This window comes from Sphaerobacter sp. (assembly GCF_019683595.1).
Lineage (GTDB): Bacteria > Chloroflexota > Chloroflexia > Thermomicrobiales > Thermomicrobiaceae > Sphaerobacter.
On the sequence record NZ_JADGHZ010000022.1, the window covers coordinates 24,693 to 35,698 of the forward strand.

23 protein-coding genes are annotated in these 11,006 nt (G+C 66.7%); all 23 read right to left on the reverse strand.

Annotation, left to right across the window (positions count from 1 at the left end):
• Positions 1-5: 5 nt before the first annotated feature.
• Positions 6-1,304, reverse strand: a complete 1,299-nt coding sequence (gene secY / locus IRZ30_RS04335; protein ID WP_294083329.1) for a preprotein translocase subunit SecY — start codon at positions 1,302-1,304, stop codon at positions 6-8.
• Positions 1,304-1,744 carry a 50S ribosomal protein L15 gene (gene rplO / locus IRZ30_RS04340; protein ID WP_294083331.1) on the reverse strand — a complete coding sequence of 147 codons (441 nt, stop codon included), beginning with the start codon at positions 1,742-1,744 and terminating at the stop codon, positions 1,304-1,306. Before rplO ends, secY begins: the two co-directional genes overlap by 1 nt.
• A 49-nt stretch (positions 1,745-1,793) precedes the next feature.
• The gene (gene rpmD, locus IRZ30_RS04345) at positions 1,794-1,991 is read right to left on the reverse strand and encodes a 50S ribosomal protein L30 (protein ID WP_294083333.1); all 198 of its coding nucleotides are present in this window, start codon (positions 1,989-1,991) and stop codon (positions 1,794-1,796) included.
• Entirely contained in the window at positions 1,988-2,530 is a 543-nt protein-coding gene (rpsE, locus tag IRZ30_RS04350; RefSeq protein ID WP_294083335.1) for a 30S ribosomal protein S5, read from the reverse strand. The genes rpmD and rpsE overlap by 4 nt, the downstream gene beginning before the upstream one ends.
• Before the next feature lie 42 nt (positions 2,531-2,572).
• On the reverse strand, positions 2,573-2,950 hold the full coding sequence (gene rplR, locus IRZ30_RS04355) for a 50S ribosomal protein L18 (protein WP_294083337.1): 378 nt from the start codon (positions 2,948-2,950) through the stop codon (positions 2,573-2,575).
• Positions 2,951-3,056: 106 nt separating this feature from the next.
• Positions 3,057-3,602 carry a 50S ribosomal protein L6 gene (gene rplF / locus IRZ30_RS04360; RefSeq protein ID WP_294083339.1) on the reverse strand — a complete coding sequence of 182 codons (546 nt, stop codon included), beginning with the start codon at positions 3,600-3,602 and terminating at the stop codon, positions 3,057-3,059.
• A 36-nt stretch (positions 3,603-3,638) separates the two neighbouring features.
• Entirely contained in the window at positions 3,639-4,037 is a 399-nt protein-coding gene (gene rpsH / locus IRZ30_RS04365) for a 30S ribosomal protein S8 (protein ID WP_012871533.1), read from the reverse strand.
• 28 nt (positions 4,038-4,065) lie between these two features.
• Positions 4,066-4,251: a type Z 30S ribosomal protein S14 gene (locus IRZ30_RS04370; RefSeq protein WP_012871532.1), complete on the reverse strand. Its 186-nt coding sequence runs from the start codon at positions 4,249-4,251 to the stop codon at positions 4,066-4,068.
• 17 nt (positions 4,252-4,268) lie between these two features.
• Complete coding sequence (gene rplE / locus IRZ30_RS04375) at positions 4,269-4,814, reverse strand: 50S ribosomal protein L5 (protein ID WP_294083344.1); 546 nt, start codon at positions 4,812-4,814, stop codon at positions 4,269-4,271.
• A gap of 37 nt (positions 4,815-4,851) precedes the next feature.
• Positions 4,852-5,178 carry a 50S ribosomal protein L24 gene (rplX, locus tag IRZ30_RS04380; protein WP_294083346.1) on the reverse strand — a complete coding sequence of 109 codons (327 nt, stop codon included), beginning with the start codon at positions 5,176-5,178 and terminating at the stop codon, positions 4,852-4,854.
• A gap of 27 nt (positions 5,179-5,205) precedes the next feature.
• Entirely contained in the window at positions 5,206-5,574 is a 369-nt protein-coding gene (gene rplN, locus IRZ30_RS04385) for a 50S ribosomal protein L14 (RefSeq protein WP_294083348.1), read from the reverse strand.
• A 35-nt stretch (positions 5,575-5,609) separates the two neighbouring features.
• Positions 5,610-5,897 carry a 30S ribosomal protein S17 gene (gene rpsQ, locus IRZ30_RS04390; protein WP_294083349.1) on the reverse strand — a complete coding sequence of 96 codons (288 nt, stop codon included), beginning with the start codon at positions 5,895-5,897 and terminating at the stop codon, positions 5,610-5,612.
• A gap of 42 nt (positions 5,898-5,939) precedes the next feature.
• Positions 5,940-6,161 carry a 50S ribosomal protein L29 gene (gene rpmC, locus IRZ30_RS04395; RefSeq protein ID WP_294083351.1) on the reverse strand — a complete coding sequence of 74 codons (222 nt, stop codon included), beginning with the start codon at positions 6,159-6,161 and terminating at the stop codon, positions 5,940-5,942.
• Positions 6,158-6,610, reverse strand: a complete 453-nt coding sequence (gene rplP, locus IRZ30_RS04400) for a 50S ribosomal protein L16 (protein ID WP_294083353.1) — start codon at positions 6,608-6,610, stop codon at positions 6,158-6,160. The genes rpmC and rplP overlap by 4 nt, the downstream gene beginning before the upstream one ends.
• Positions 6,611-6,649: 39 nt before the next feature.
• Positions 6,650-7,324, reverse strand: coding sequence for a 30S ribosomal protein S3 (rpsC, locus tag IRZ30_RS04405; RefSeq protein WP_294083355.1), 675 nt, complete (start codon positions 7,322-7,324; stop codon positions 6,650-6,652).
• Position 7,325: 1 nt separating this feature from the next.
• A complete protein-coding gene (gene rplV, locus IRZ30_RS04410) occupies positions 7,326-7,670 on the reverse strand; it encodes a 50S ribosomal protein L22 (protein WP_294083357.1) in 345 nt (114 codons plus the stop codon).
• Between the two features lie 30 nt (positions 7,671-7,700).
• Positions 7,701-7,985 carry a 30S ribosomal protein S19 gene (gene rpsS / locus IRZ30_RS04415; RefSeq protein WP_294083359.1) on the reverse strand — a complete coding sequence of 95 codons (285 nt, stop codon included), beginning with the start codon at positions 7,983-7,985 and terminating at the stop codon, positions 7,701-7,703.
• A 30-nt stretch (positions 7,986-8,015) separates the two neighbouring features.
• Positions 8,016-8,846 (reverse strand): 50S ribosomal protein L2, encoded by an 831-nt coding sequence (gene rplB / locus IRZ30_RS04420; RefSeq protein ID WP_294083361.1) that lies wholly within the window; start codon positions 8,844-8,846, stop codon positions 8,016-8,018.
• Between the two features lie 32 nt (positions 8,847-8,878).
• A complete protein-coding gene (locus IRZ30_RS04425) occupies positions 8,879-9,178 on the reverse strand; it encodes a 50S ribosomal protein L23 (RefSeq protein WP_294083363.1) in 300 nt (99 codons plus the stop codon).
• An 11-nt stretch (positions 9,179-9,189) separates the two neighbouring features.
• A complete protein-coding gene (rplD, locus tag IRZ30_RS04430) occupies positions 9,190-9,819 on the reverse strand; it encodes a 50S ribosomal protein L4 (protein ID WP_294083365.1) in 630 nt (209 codons plus the stop codon).
• A 20-nt stretch (positions 9,820-9,839) separates the two neighbouring features.
• The gene (gene rplC / locus IRZ30_RS04435) at positions 9,840-10,490 is read right to left on the reverse strand and encodes a 50S ribosomal protein L3 (protein WP_366945319.1); all 651 of its coding nucleotides are present in this window, start codon (positions 10,488-10,490) and stop codon (positions 9,840-9,842) included.
• A gap of 76 nt (positions 10,491-10,566) precedes the next feature.
• A complete protein-coding gene (gene rpsJ / locus IRZ30_RS04440; protein ID WP_012871518.1) occupies positions 10,567-10,887 on the reverse strand; it encodes a 30S ribosomal protein S10 in 321 nt (106 codons plus the stop codon).
• Positions 10,888-10,906: 19 nt separating this feature from the next.
• On the reverse strand, positions 10,907-11,006 hold a 100-nt coding region (locus tag IRZ30_RS04445; RefSeq protein ID WP_294082019.1), incomplete at its 5' end, for a hypothetical protein.

Genomic DNA, 11,006 nt, shown 5'->3' on the forward strand with positions numbered 1-11,006 from the left:
TCTCCTCAGCGGAGGAAGCCTTCGTAGTTCCGCATCATCAACTGCGCCTCAAGCTGGCGCATGGTGTCGATGGCGACACCCACCACGATCAGCAGCGACGTCGCGCCCAGGAAGAGCGTCGTGACCCCGGTGATCTGAGCCGCGATGTACGGGAGCACCGCCACCACACCGAGCGAGAGCGCGCCGACGAGGGTGATGCGCATCAGCACCCGCGTCAGATAGGCGTCCGTGTTCTTCCCCGGCCGGACGCCTGGGATGAAGGCGCCCTGCTTCTGGAGGTTCTCCGCGATGTTCTGCTGCTGGAACAGCACCATCGTGTAGAAGTAGGTGAACGCCACCACCATGGCGAAGTAGATCACCTGATAGAGCAGCCCGTTCGGGTTGAAGGCGGTGGCCACGGAGGTCGCCAGGTTCCGCACCCAATCCCGGTCGGAGGTCTGCAGGAAGTTGGCGATCATCCCCGGGAAAACCATGATGCTGATGGCGAAGATCAGGGGGATCATCCCGGCGGAGTTGACCTTGAGCGGGATGTAGGTGCTACCGCCGCCATACACCCGCCCGCGGCGGATGCGCTTGGCATGCTGCACCGGGATGCGGCGCACCCCCTCGTTCAGGAGCACGATGCCGACGATCGTGATGAGGCCGATCAGCACGAAGCCGATGGTGCCCATCACGTTCTGCGTCGCCGTCCCACCCCCGATGAGATTCGCCACCGAGCGGGGCAGGCTGGCCACGATGCCGCCGAAGATGATGATGGAGACGCCGTTCCCGATCCCGTTCTCCGTGATCAACTCACCCAGCCAGACCAGGAAGACGGTGCCCGCCGTCATGACGAGCAGGACGGAGATGCTGCGAAGCGCGGTGTCGGCATCGAACAGCCCGAAGTCCCTCAACACCCCGGCGTTGGCCATCAACACCGCCTGACCGTAGCCTTGCAGCAGCGCCAGCGGCACGGTCAGCCAGTGGGTGTACTGGTTGATCCGGTTCCGCCCCTGCTGTCCCTCCCGCGACAGCTCCTCCAGGCGCGGGATGATCGGCGTCAGGAGCTGCATGATGATCGACGCCGTGATGTACGGGTAGACGCCCAACGCCAGGATCGAGAAGTTCTTCAGCGTGCTCCCGGAGAACAGGTTCAGCATGCCCAGGAGCTGGTTCTGCTCCAGGAGCTGCTGCAACGCCTGCCGGTCCACGCCGGGCACGGGAATCGTCGCGATGAAGCGGAACAGGACCAGGATCCCGACGGTGAAGAGGATCTTGCGTCGAAGGTCGGGGATCCTGAAGGCGTTGATGGCTGCTTCGAGCATTAGCTAATGGCCTCCACGGTGCCGCCGGCGGCCTCGATCTTCTCGCGGGCGCTCTTGGAGAACTTGTGCGCGCGCACGGTCAGCGGTCGGGTCACCTCACCGTCGCCCAGGATCTTCACCGGGTACTCAAGGCCGCGGGTTACACCGCGCTCGTAGAGCACCTCAGGGGTGATCGGGCCGTCGATGTCCAACTCGTTGAGCCGGCCGACGTTCACCACCTCATAGACCGTCTTGAAGATATTGACGAAGCCGCGGCGGTAGCTCAGGCGCTTGTAGATCGGGTTCTGGCCACCCTCGAAACCGCGGCGCACGGTGCCGCGCGCCTTCTGGCCCTTGGTACCGCGCCCGGCAGTCTTCCCCTTGCCGGACCCGTCACCACGGCCGACGCGGGTCCGCTCTTTCCGCGATCCCGGCGCGGGCTTCAGATCGTGCAACTGCATCGGGTTTCACTCCTCTAGCTGTACGCCCTCGCGGGCCGGGGCGGAGAGGTTACGACTCCTCTTCTTCGCCCTCGATCCGCACCAGGTGGCGCACCTTATAGATCATGCCGCGCACGGACGGGTTGTCCGGCTTTTCCAGCGTCTGGTTCAACCGCCGGAACCCCAGCGCCCGGATCGTGTCCTTTTGATCCCGGCTGTACCCGATTGCGCTCCGGTAGTAGGTCACCCGGATCGTCTTCTGGCTCATGCCTGCACCGCCTGCTCCCGGCGACGCAGCCGCTCCGGCGGGATGCCACGCCGCTCCGCCACCTGCTCGACCGACTCCAGGCTCTTCAGGGCGAGGAGAGCCGCCTGGGTGACGTTGATCGGGTTGTCGCTTCCCAGCGACTTCGCCAGGATGTCCTGGATGCCGGCAGCCTCGACGACCGCACGCACCCCTGCCCCGGCGATCACGCCGGTACCCGGCGCCGCCGGCTTGAGCAGCACTCGCGCCGCTCCGAACTTGACCTCAACCTCATGGGGAATGGTCCGTCCCGCCAGCGGCACCCGGATCATGTTCTTCCGAGCCGCGTCCGCCGCCTTGCGGATGGAATCCGGCACTTCAGCCGCCTTGCCCAGCCCGACGCCAACGCGGCCATTGCCGTCGCCGACCACCACCAGGCTGCTGAAGTTGAACCGCCGGCCACCCTTCTGCACCTTGGCGACGCGGTTGATCTGAACGACCCGCTCCTGAAACTCGGGTGCGTCGTCGCCGCGGGGCCGCCTGCCGTCTGTGCGTCTTTCCATGTCTCTATGCCGCTCTCTCCCCACGGGCTGCGTGCCCGCTGTTTAGAATTCTAGCCCAGCTTCGCGCGCCGCTTCGGCCAGGGCACGGACCCGCCCGTGGTACTTGTAGCCACCCCGATCGAAGACGACGCGGGTGATGCCCTTTTCGCGGGCTCGTTCACCGACCACCGTGCCGACGATGCGGGCTTCCACAACCTTGGGATGCTCCTCCGGGAAGCGCTCGCGCACCGCCTTCTCCAGGGTGGACGCCGCCACCAGCGTGTGACCGACCGTGTCGTCGATCACCTGCGCGTAAATGTGCTCGTTGCTCCGGAACACGTTGAGCCGCGGCCGCTCCGGCGTCCCGCTCACCTTGGCGCGCACCCGCAGGTGGCGCCGCTTCCGCGGGGAAAGGGTCCGCTTGTACTCGTACTTGCCCATCCGAGTCGTGACTCCTTTGAACGGGTATCAGCCCGAGATGCCCACCGAGCGGCGTCCCATGCCGGGGCAGCGCCGCCGGTGGCTACCCGAACCCACCCGCATCGTGCTACTTGCCGACCTTTCCGGCCTTACCGGCCTTGCGGCGCACGCGCTCGCCCAGGTAGCGCACACCCTTGCCCTTGTAGGGCTCCGGCGGGCGAATCCGGCGAATCCGCGCGGCGATCTCGCCAACCAGTTGCTTGTCGATCCCCTGCACGCCGATCCGGGTCGGGGACTCCAGCACGAATGTGATCCCCTCCGGCGGCTCGACCCGGACCGGGTGGGAGAAGCCCAGCGACAGCACGAGGGTCTTACCCTCAAGCTGTGCGCGGTACCCCACGCCCTGGATCTCCAGGTCCTTGCGGTACCCCTGCGTGACGCCGTGCACCATGTTCGCCACCAGCGTCCGCGTCAGCCCGTGCAGCGCACGGAACTGGCGCTCGTCCGACGGCCGGCGCACCAACAGCGTCCCGTTTTCGCGCTCGAAGCGCATGGCGGGGTGCACCCGCTGCTCCAACTCCCCCTTCGGCCCCTTGACGCGCACCACCCCCGGATCGATCTGGACTTCGACGCCCGCCGGGATCGGGATGGGGAGATTGCCTATCCGTGACATCCTGCTTCCTCCGTAGCTCGACAGGCCCGCGCGTCGCTAGAAGACGGTGCAGAGCACCTCGCCGCCGATGCCGCGGCGCCGAGCCTCATGCCCGGACATCACGCCCTGCGGGGTGCTGACGATGGCAATGCCGAGGCCGTTGCGCACCCGCGGAATCTCGTCCTTCCCGGCATAGACGCGCAGCCCGGGCTTGGAGATCCGGCGCAACTCCCGAATGGCGTGCCGGCGATCCCGCGTGTACTTGAGCTTGATCGTCAGCACCGGGTATGGCCGGCGCTCCTCGACCCGGAAGTCCTCGATGTAGCCCTCTTCCTTCAAGATCCGGGCGATCGCCACCAGGATCTTGCTGGACGGCATGGAGGTCTCCGGCTTGCGCGCCATGCCCGCGTTGCGAATTCGCGTGAGCATGTCTGCAATGGAATCGTTGATCGTCATCGTCCGTCGCTACTCCGCTCGCCGTCCATTACCAGCTCGACTTGGTCACGCCGGGCAGCTTGCCGCTCGCGGCCAGCTCACGGAAGCAGATCCGGCAGACGCCGAACTTCCGCATGTAGGCGCGGGAGCGCCCGCACAGCTTACACCGGTTGACATGCCGCACCGGGTACTTGGGCGGCTTCATCGCCTTGACGATGAGTGCCTTTCTCGCCATTTCTCCTCCGACTCTCCCTACGACTCGCGGAACGGCATGCCCAGCAGCGCGAGGAGTCGGCGGCCCTCCTCGTCGGTCTTCGCCGTGGTCACAATCGTCACTTCCAGGCCGCGTACCTTGTCGATCTTATCGTAGTCGATCTCCGGGAAGACCAACTGCTCACGCAGCCCCAGGGTGTAGTTGCCACGGCCGTCGAAGGAGCGCGGCGATAGCCCTCGGAAGTCCCGGATTCGCGGCAGCGCCGTCCCGATCAGCCGGTCGAGGAACTCATAAGCCCGGTCGCCGCGCAGGGTGACCATGACGCCAATGGGCATCCCGGCGCGCAGCCGGAAACCGGCGATCGAGCGCTTCGCCCGCGTCACGACCGGGCGCTGTCCAGAAATGGTGGCCAGGTCGTCGGCCGCAGCGTCCAACGCGCGCCCGTTGTGAATCGCCTCGCCCAGGCCGATGTTCAGAACAATCTTCTCCAGGCGGGGCACCTCATGCACATGCCGGTACCCAAACTCCGCCATCAACGTGGGTACGATCTCGTTGCGATAGAGTTCCCGAAGGCGTGCTGCCATCTCGTATCCTCACCTCACCCGGCGACCGGGCTCCCGGCTACCTCGGCCGCGGAATCACCGCGTCGCACTTCTTGCAGTACCGGACCTTCTCGCCCGACTCGGTGAACCGGAACCCCACCCGAGTCGCCTTGTCGCACGACGGGCAGATGAGCATCACCTTCGAGACGTGCAACGGGGCCTCGACCTCGATGATGCCCCCCGGGCGACCCCCGGGGATCGCACGCTGGTGCTTCTTGACCCGATTCACACCCTCGACGATCACCCGGTCGACGCGCGGCATGTTCTGCCGCACCCGGCCCCGGGCACCCTTATCTCGTCCGCGGATGACCAGCACTTCGTCGCCGGTCACGATCTTCTCGGCCATGACTCCTCCCTCGCTCTCTCGCTCACCCTAGAGCACTTCTGGCGCAAGGGAGACGATCCGCATGAACTGCCGATCCCGCAGCTCGCGCGCAACCGGGCCGAAGATGCGGGTACCGCGCGGGTTGCCCTGCTGGTTGATCAGGACCGCCGCGTTGTCGTCGAACTTGATGTGCGTCCCGTCCGGCCGACCATACTCCTGCGCCGTCCGGACCACGACCGCCCGGACGACGTCACCCTTCTTGACGGCCGAGTTTGGCTGTGCCGACTTCACCGTCGCCACGATGACATCCCCGACCGATGCATACTTCCGGCCCGAGCCTCCCAGCACACGGATGCAGAGGATCTCTCGCGCGCCGGAGTTGTCGGCGACCTTGAGCCTGCTCTCCTGTTGGATCATCGCGCCTTTCCTCCTCCTCGCCGCCGAGCCGCGGGCTAGATCTCCTGGGCCCGTTCGAGGATCTCGCGGACGATCCAGCGCTTGGTCTTGCTCAGGGGGCGCGTCTCCTCGATCAGCACCACATCGCCGACCTTGCAGCGGTTGTGCTCATCATGCGCCTTGAACTTGCTGGTCCGCCGGATCGTCTTCCGGTACAGCGGGTGGCGGCGAAGGTAGTCCACCGACACCACGACCGTCTTGTCCATCTTGTCCGAGACGACCCGGCCGACCTTCGTCAATCGGCGCCGTGGCCTCGTCTCGCTTGCGGTCTCACTTGCCTGCATGGTCCGGTCTGCCCGTCCTTCCCCGCCGAACACGGCGCGGCGCTACGACTGCGCCTGCGCCTTCTCCATCTCGGCGGCTATGCGTCGCTCGGTCTGAATCGTCTTAATCCGCGCGATGTCCCGCTTGATCTGCCGGATCCGCGCGGTGTTGGTCAGCTTGCCGATTGCCTCATCAAAGCGCAGATCGCGCCATTCGGAGCGCAGCTCATCGAGTTTCTGCATCAGCTCCGCGTCGCTCATTGCACGGATTTCAGCCGGCTTCATGCCTCGTCACCTCCGGTTCCGCTCTCCGTCCCGGCGGCGACGACCTCGCGGCGCACGACGCGGCACTTCATCGGCATCTTGTGGATGGCGCGGCGCAACGCCTCGAGGGCGAGCTCCTCGCGCACGCCGCCGAGCTCGAACATCACCCGGCCCGGCTTCACCACGGCCACCCAGTATTCCGGGTTGCCCTTGCCGCTCCCCATGCGCGTTTCGGCCGGCTTCTGCGTGACCGGCTTGTCCGGGAAGATCCGAATCCAGACCTTCCCACCACGACGCACGTAGTTGGTGATCGCGCGGCGGGCCGCCTCGATCTGCCGGCTGGTCACCCACGCCGGCTCGAGCGCCTGGATCCCGTACTCACCGAACACGACCGTGTTGCCGCGCGAGGCCTTGCCGGTCATCCGACCGCGCTGGACCTTCCGGTGCTTCACCCGCTTCGGCATCAACATGGCTGTGCTTCCTATCTCCGCCGTCCGTCAGCGCGGCCGCTACTCCGCCGTGGCCGCCAGTTCGGGCAACTCCGCCCCACTGCGCGCCTCCGGCATGACGTCACCCCGATACACCCACACCTTGACGCCGATGCGCCCGTACGTCGTGTGGGCGTGGACGACCGCGAAGTCGATGTCCGCCCGGATGGTGTGCAGCGGCACACGACCCATCATCTCCGTCACGGTGCGGGCCATTTCGGCACCGCCCAGGCGCCCGCTGAGGCGGATCTTCACGCCCTTGGCGCCCTTGCGCATGGCCTGGGTTGCCGCGTGCTTCATCGCGCGCCGGAACGACACCCGCCGGGAGATCTGCTCCGCGATACTCTCCGCGATCAGGCGCGCGTCCAGCTCTGGATCCTTGATCTCCTCGATCTTCAGGTGGACCTTCTTGCCCACCTGCTGCTCGATGAGCTGGCGGATCCGCTCGACGTTCGCGCCCTGCTTGCCGATGACGATGCCGGGCTTCGACGTGTGGATCGTCACTTCGATCCGGTTGGCCGCGCGCTCGATCTCGATGCGCGAGATCCCGGCCCGGGTCAACTCATCGTTAATCAGCCGCCGGATCGTCAGATCCTCATGCAACTGCTCGGTGTAGTTCCGCTCGGCGTACCACTTCGACTCCCAGTCGTGCACGATGCCGAGGCGGAAACCGATGGGATGTACCTTCCGTCCCAAGCTAGGCCCCCTTCTCCATCTCGTCGACGATAACGGTAATGTGCGCCGTGCGCTTGAGACGTCGGTTCACCCGACCCCGGGCCCGCGCCCGCCAGCGGCGATACGTCGGCCCCTCGTCGGCGTAGATCCGCTTGATGTAGAGCCGGTCGGGGTCCAGATCGTGGTTGTGCTCGGCATTCGCCGCGGCCGACTTCACCACCTTCGCCACGTACTCGGCGGACTTGTTCGGCACGAACCGCAGGATCGCCAGCGCGTCGGGCACTGACTTGCCGCGGACCATGTCGACGACCAGCCGCGCCTTTCGCGGCGACACCCGGAGCCCCCGTGCTTTGGCCATGACCTCCATGTGCCGTCTCCCCTTTGCCGCCCTCGACGCCTAGCGCCGGCGGGACGAGCGCTCGGCGTCCTTGCCGTGGCCGCGGTAGGTGCGGGTCGGCGCGAACTCCCCGAGCTTGTGGCCCACCATCTGCTCCGTCACGAAGACCGGCACGAAGCGGCGCCCATCGTGGACCGCCACGGTGTGCCCGATCATCTCCGGGAAGATGGTCGAGTCCCGCGCCCACGTCCGGATCACCCGGCGGTCGCCACTCGCGTTCGCCTGCTCGATCTTCTCCCGCAGCTTCGGATCGATGTATGGGCCCTTCTTCGACGACCTACCCAATGTGCTCCTCCGTTCCGCCGCGCACGTGGGCTAGCGCCCCTTGCCCCGGCGGCGCACAATGAACTTGTCCGTCTTCTTGTTGCGCCGCGTCCGGTACCCAAGCGTCGGCTTACCCCACGGCGTTCGCGGCTGGCCGCCGATCGGCGCCTTGCCCTCACCACCGCCGTGCGGGTGGTCGGCCGCGTTCATGGCCGCACCGCGCGTAATTGGCCGCCGGCCCAGATGCCGCGAGCGACCGGCCTTGCCGATCCGCACGTTCTCGTGGTCGACGTTGCCAACCTGGCCCAGCGTCGCCATGCAGTTCAGCCGGATCATGCGGACCTCGCCCGAGGGCATCCGCACCTGGGCGTAGCCGTCCTGCTTGGCCATGATCTGCGCCGCGACCCCGGCGGACCGCACCAACTGCCCGCCGCGGCCGGGGTACAACTCAATATTATGGATCGGCGTGCCCGTCGGGATGTCGGACAGCGGCAGCGCGTTGCCCACCCGGATCGGCGAGCCGGAACCCGACTGCACGATGTCGCCGACCTTCAGGCCCAGCGGCGCCAGGATGTACCGCTTTTCCCCGTCGACGTAGTGGAGGAGTGCGATACGCGCCGAGCGGTTCGGGTCGTACTCGATCGCGGCCACCTTAGCCGGAATCCCGAACTTGTTCCGCTTGAAGTCGATGCGCCGGTAGAAGCGCTTGTTGCCGCCGCCTCGCCCGCGGGCGGTGACCCGCCCCTGGTTGTTGCGCCCGGCATGCTTCTTCAGCGGCTCGAGCAGACTCTTTTCGGGCTCCCGCTTGGTGATCTCCTCGAAGGTCGAGACCGTCATATTCCGGCGGCCGGGCGATGTCGGCTTGTACCTGCGAATTCCCATGGCTGTTCTCCTCGCTAGCCTGCCCGTCGCCGTTAGAGCTGACCGAACAGGTCGATCGTCTGGCCCTCCTTGAGGGTCACGATCGCCTTCTTCCAATTCGGGGTGCGGCCCACGCTCGCCGGCCGACCCCGCCGCGCGCGTCGCCGCTCCTTGCCGCGGACATTTATCACGTTCACGGCGACGACCTCGACGTTAAAGGTCCGCTCGACCGCGTCCTTGATCTGGATCTTGTTCGCGTCGCGCGCCACCTCGAACGTGTACTGCCCCAACTCCATCAGCCGGGTGTTCTTCTCGGTGATCAGCGGGCGACGCAAGACGTCCTGGTATTCCATCCCTGCACCCCTTACTGCGCCCAGAGCCGGTGGATGACGTCCACCGCCTCGCGGGTCAGCAGCAGCCGCTCGTACTTGAAGACGTCGCGCATGTTGACGTACTGAGCCGGCAACACCCGCACGTTCTCCAGGTTGTCCGCGCCGCGGCGCACGTTCTCGCGCGGCTCATCAACCAGGATCAAGGTCGAGCGAGCGTCGCCCTTGGGCAGGCGCGCCAACGTCTGGATCATGGCCTTGGTGCGCGGCTCGATCTCCGTGAGCCCCTCGACCACCACGACCTGATCCGCCTTCATCTTGGCCGACAGCGCCGACCGGATCGCCAGGCGGCGCATCTTGCGCGGCATCCGCTGCGTGTACTTGCGCGGGTGCGGGCCGAAGACGACTCCACCGCCGCGCCACAGCGGCGAGCGGATGCTCCCGTGCCGCGCGCGGCCGGTGCCCTTCTGGCGCCACGGCTTGCGACCACCACCGCGCACCTCGCCGCGCGTCTTCGTATCGTGGGTTCCCAGCCGGGCATTGGCCATCTGGCGCACATACGCCTGGTGCATCACGGGCACGTTCGGCTCGATACCGAACACCGAGTCGGCCAACTCGACCTGCCCTGTCTCCTGCCCGGTGACATCGTAGACCGGAACTTGCACGGCTCGTCGCTCCTCTTCCTCTACGACGCCGCCGCGGCAGCGCGCTCGCGATACTTGACCGCCCGCCGCACGATCACCAACTGGCCATTCGCGCCCGGAACCGAGCCGCGCACGAGCACGACGTTGCGCTCCGGGTCGACGCGGACCACTTGCAGGTTCTGCACGGTGACCCGCTGGTTCCCCATGTGGCCCGCCATGCGCAGCCCCTTGAAGACACGCCCCGGGGTCGCGCTCGCACCGATCGAACCCGGTGCGCGCTTCCGGTCGGACTGGCCGTGCGTGGCCGGCCCACCGCCGAAGCCGTGGCGCTTCATCACGCCGGCGAAGCCGCGGCCCTTGCTCGTCCCCGTGACGTCGACTCGCTCCCCTTCCTTGAAGACGGAGCAGTCGATCACCTGCCCCACGGAAAACTCTTCAATGTTGTCCGCCTTCACCTCCCGGAGGTACCGGGGCTGGGCGCCGGACGCCCGCAGGTGGCCACGCTCGGGCTGGTTCAGCCGCTTCTTGTGGCCGAAGCCGAGCTGCACGGCTTCGTAGCCGTCACGCTCCCGCGTCTTGACCTGCGTCACCACGCATGGCCCGACCTCGAGCACGGTGACAGGGATCACCTGTCCCGCCTCGTCGAAGATCTGGGTCATGCCGAGTTTTCTACCCAAGAGGCCATGGATCATTGGCTCTCTCCCGATCAGGACGCGGCAGAAGACGGTTGCCCGCCCGCTGCCGCATGCAGAGCATGATTACCCATGCTTACAGCTTAATCTCGATATCCACGCCCGCCGGCAAGTTCAGCCGCATCAGCGCCCGGATCGTCGCGTGGCTCGGCTCGAGCACGTCGATCAGCCGCTTGTGCGTGCGGATCTCGAACTGCTCCTGCGAGTCCTTGTCGATGAACGGCGACCGGATCACGCTGAAGCGCTCGATCCGCGTCGGGAGCGGCACCGGGCCCGACACCTTGGCGCCGGTCGACTCGGCCGTATCGACGATCTTCGCCGCCGACTGGTCGAGGATCTTGTGATCGTACGCCTTGAGGCGGATCCGGATTTTCTGCGTCGGGCGTCGCGTCGCCATCGTCATCTCCCCCAGACCTTTACTCGATGATCTCGGTGACGACGCCGGCGCCCACCGTGCGACCACCCTCGCGAATGGCAAAGCGCAGCCCCGCCTCGATCGCCACCGGCTGGATCAGC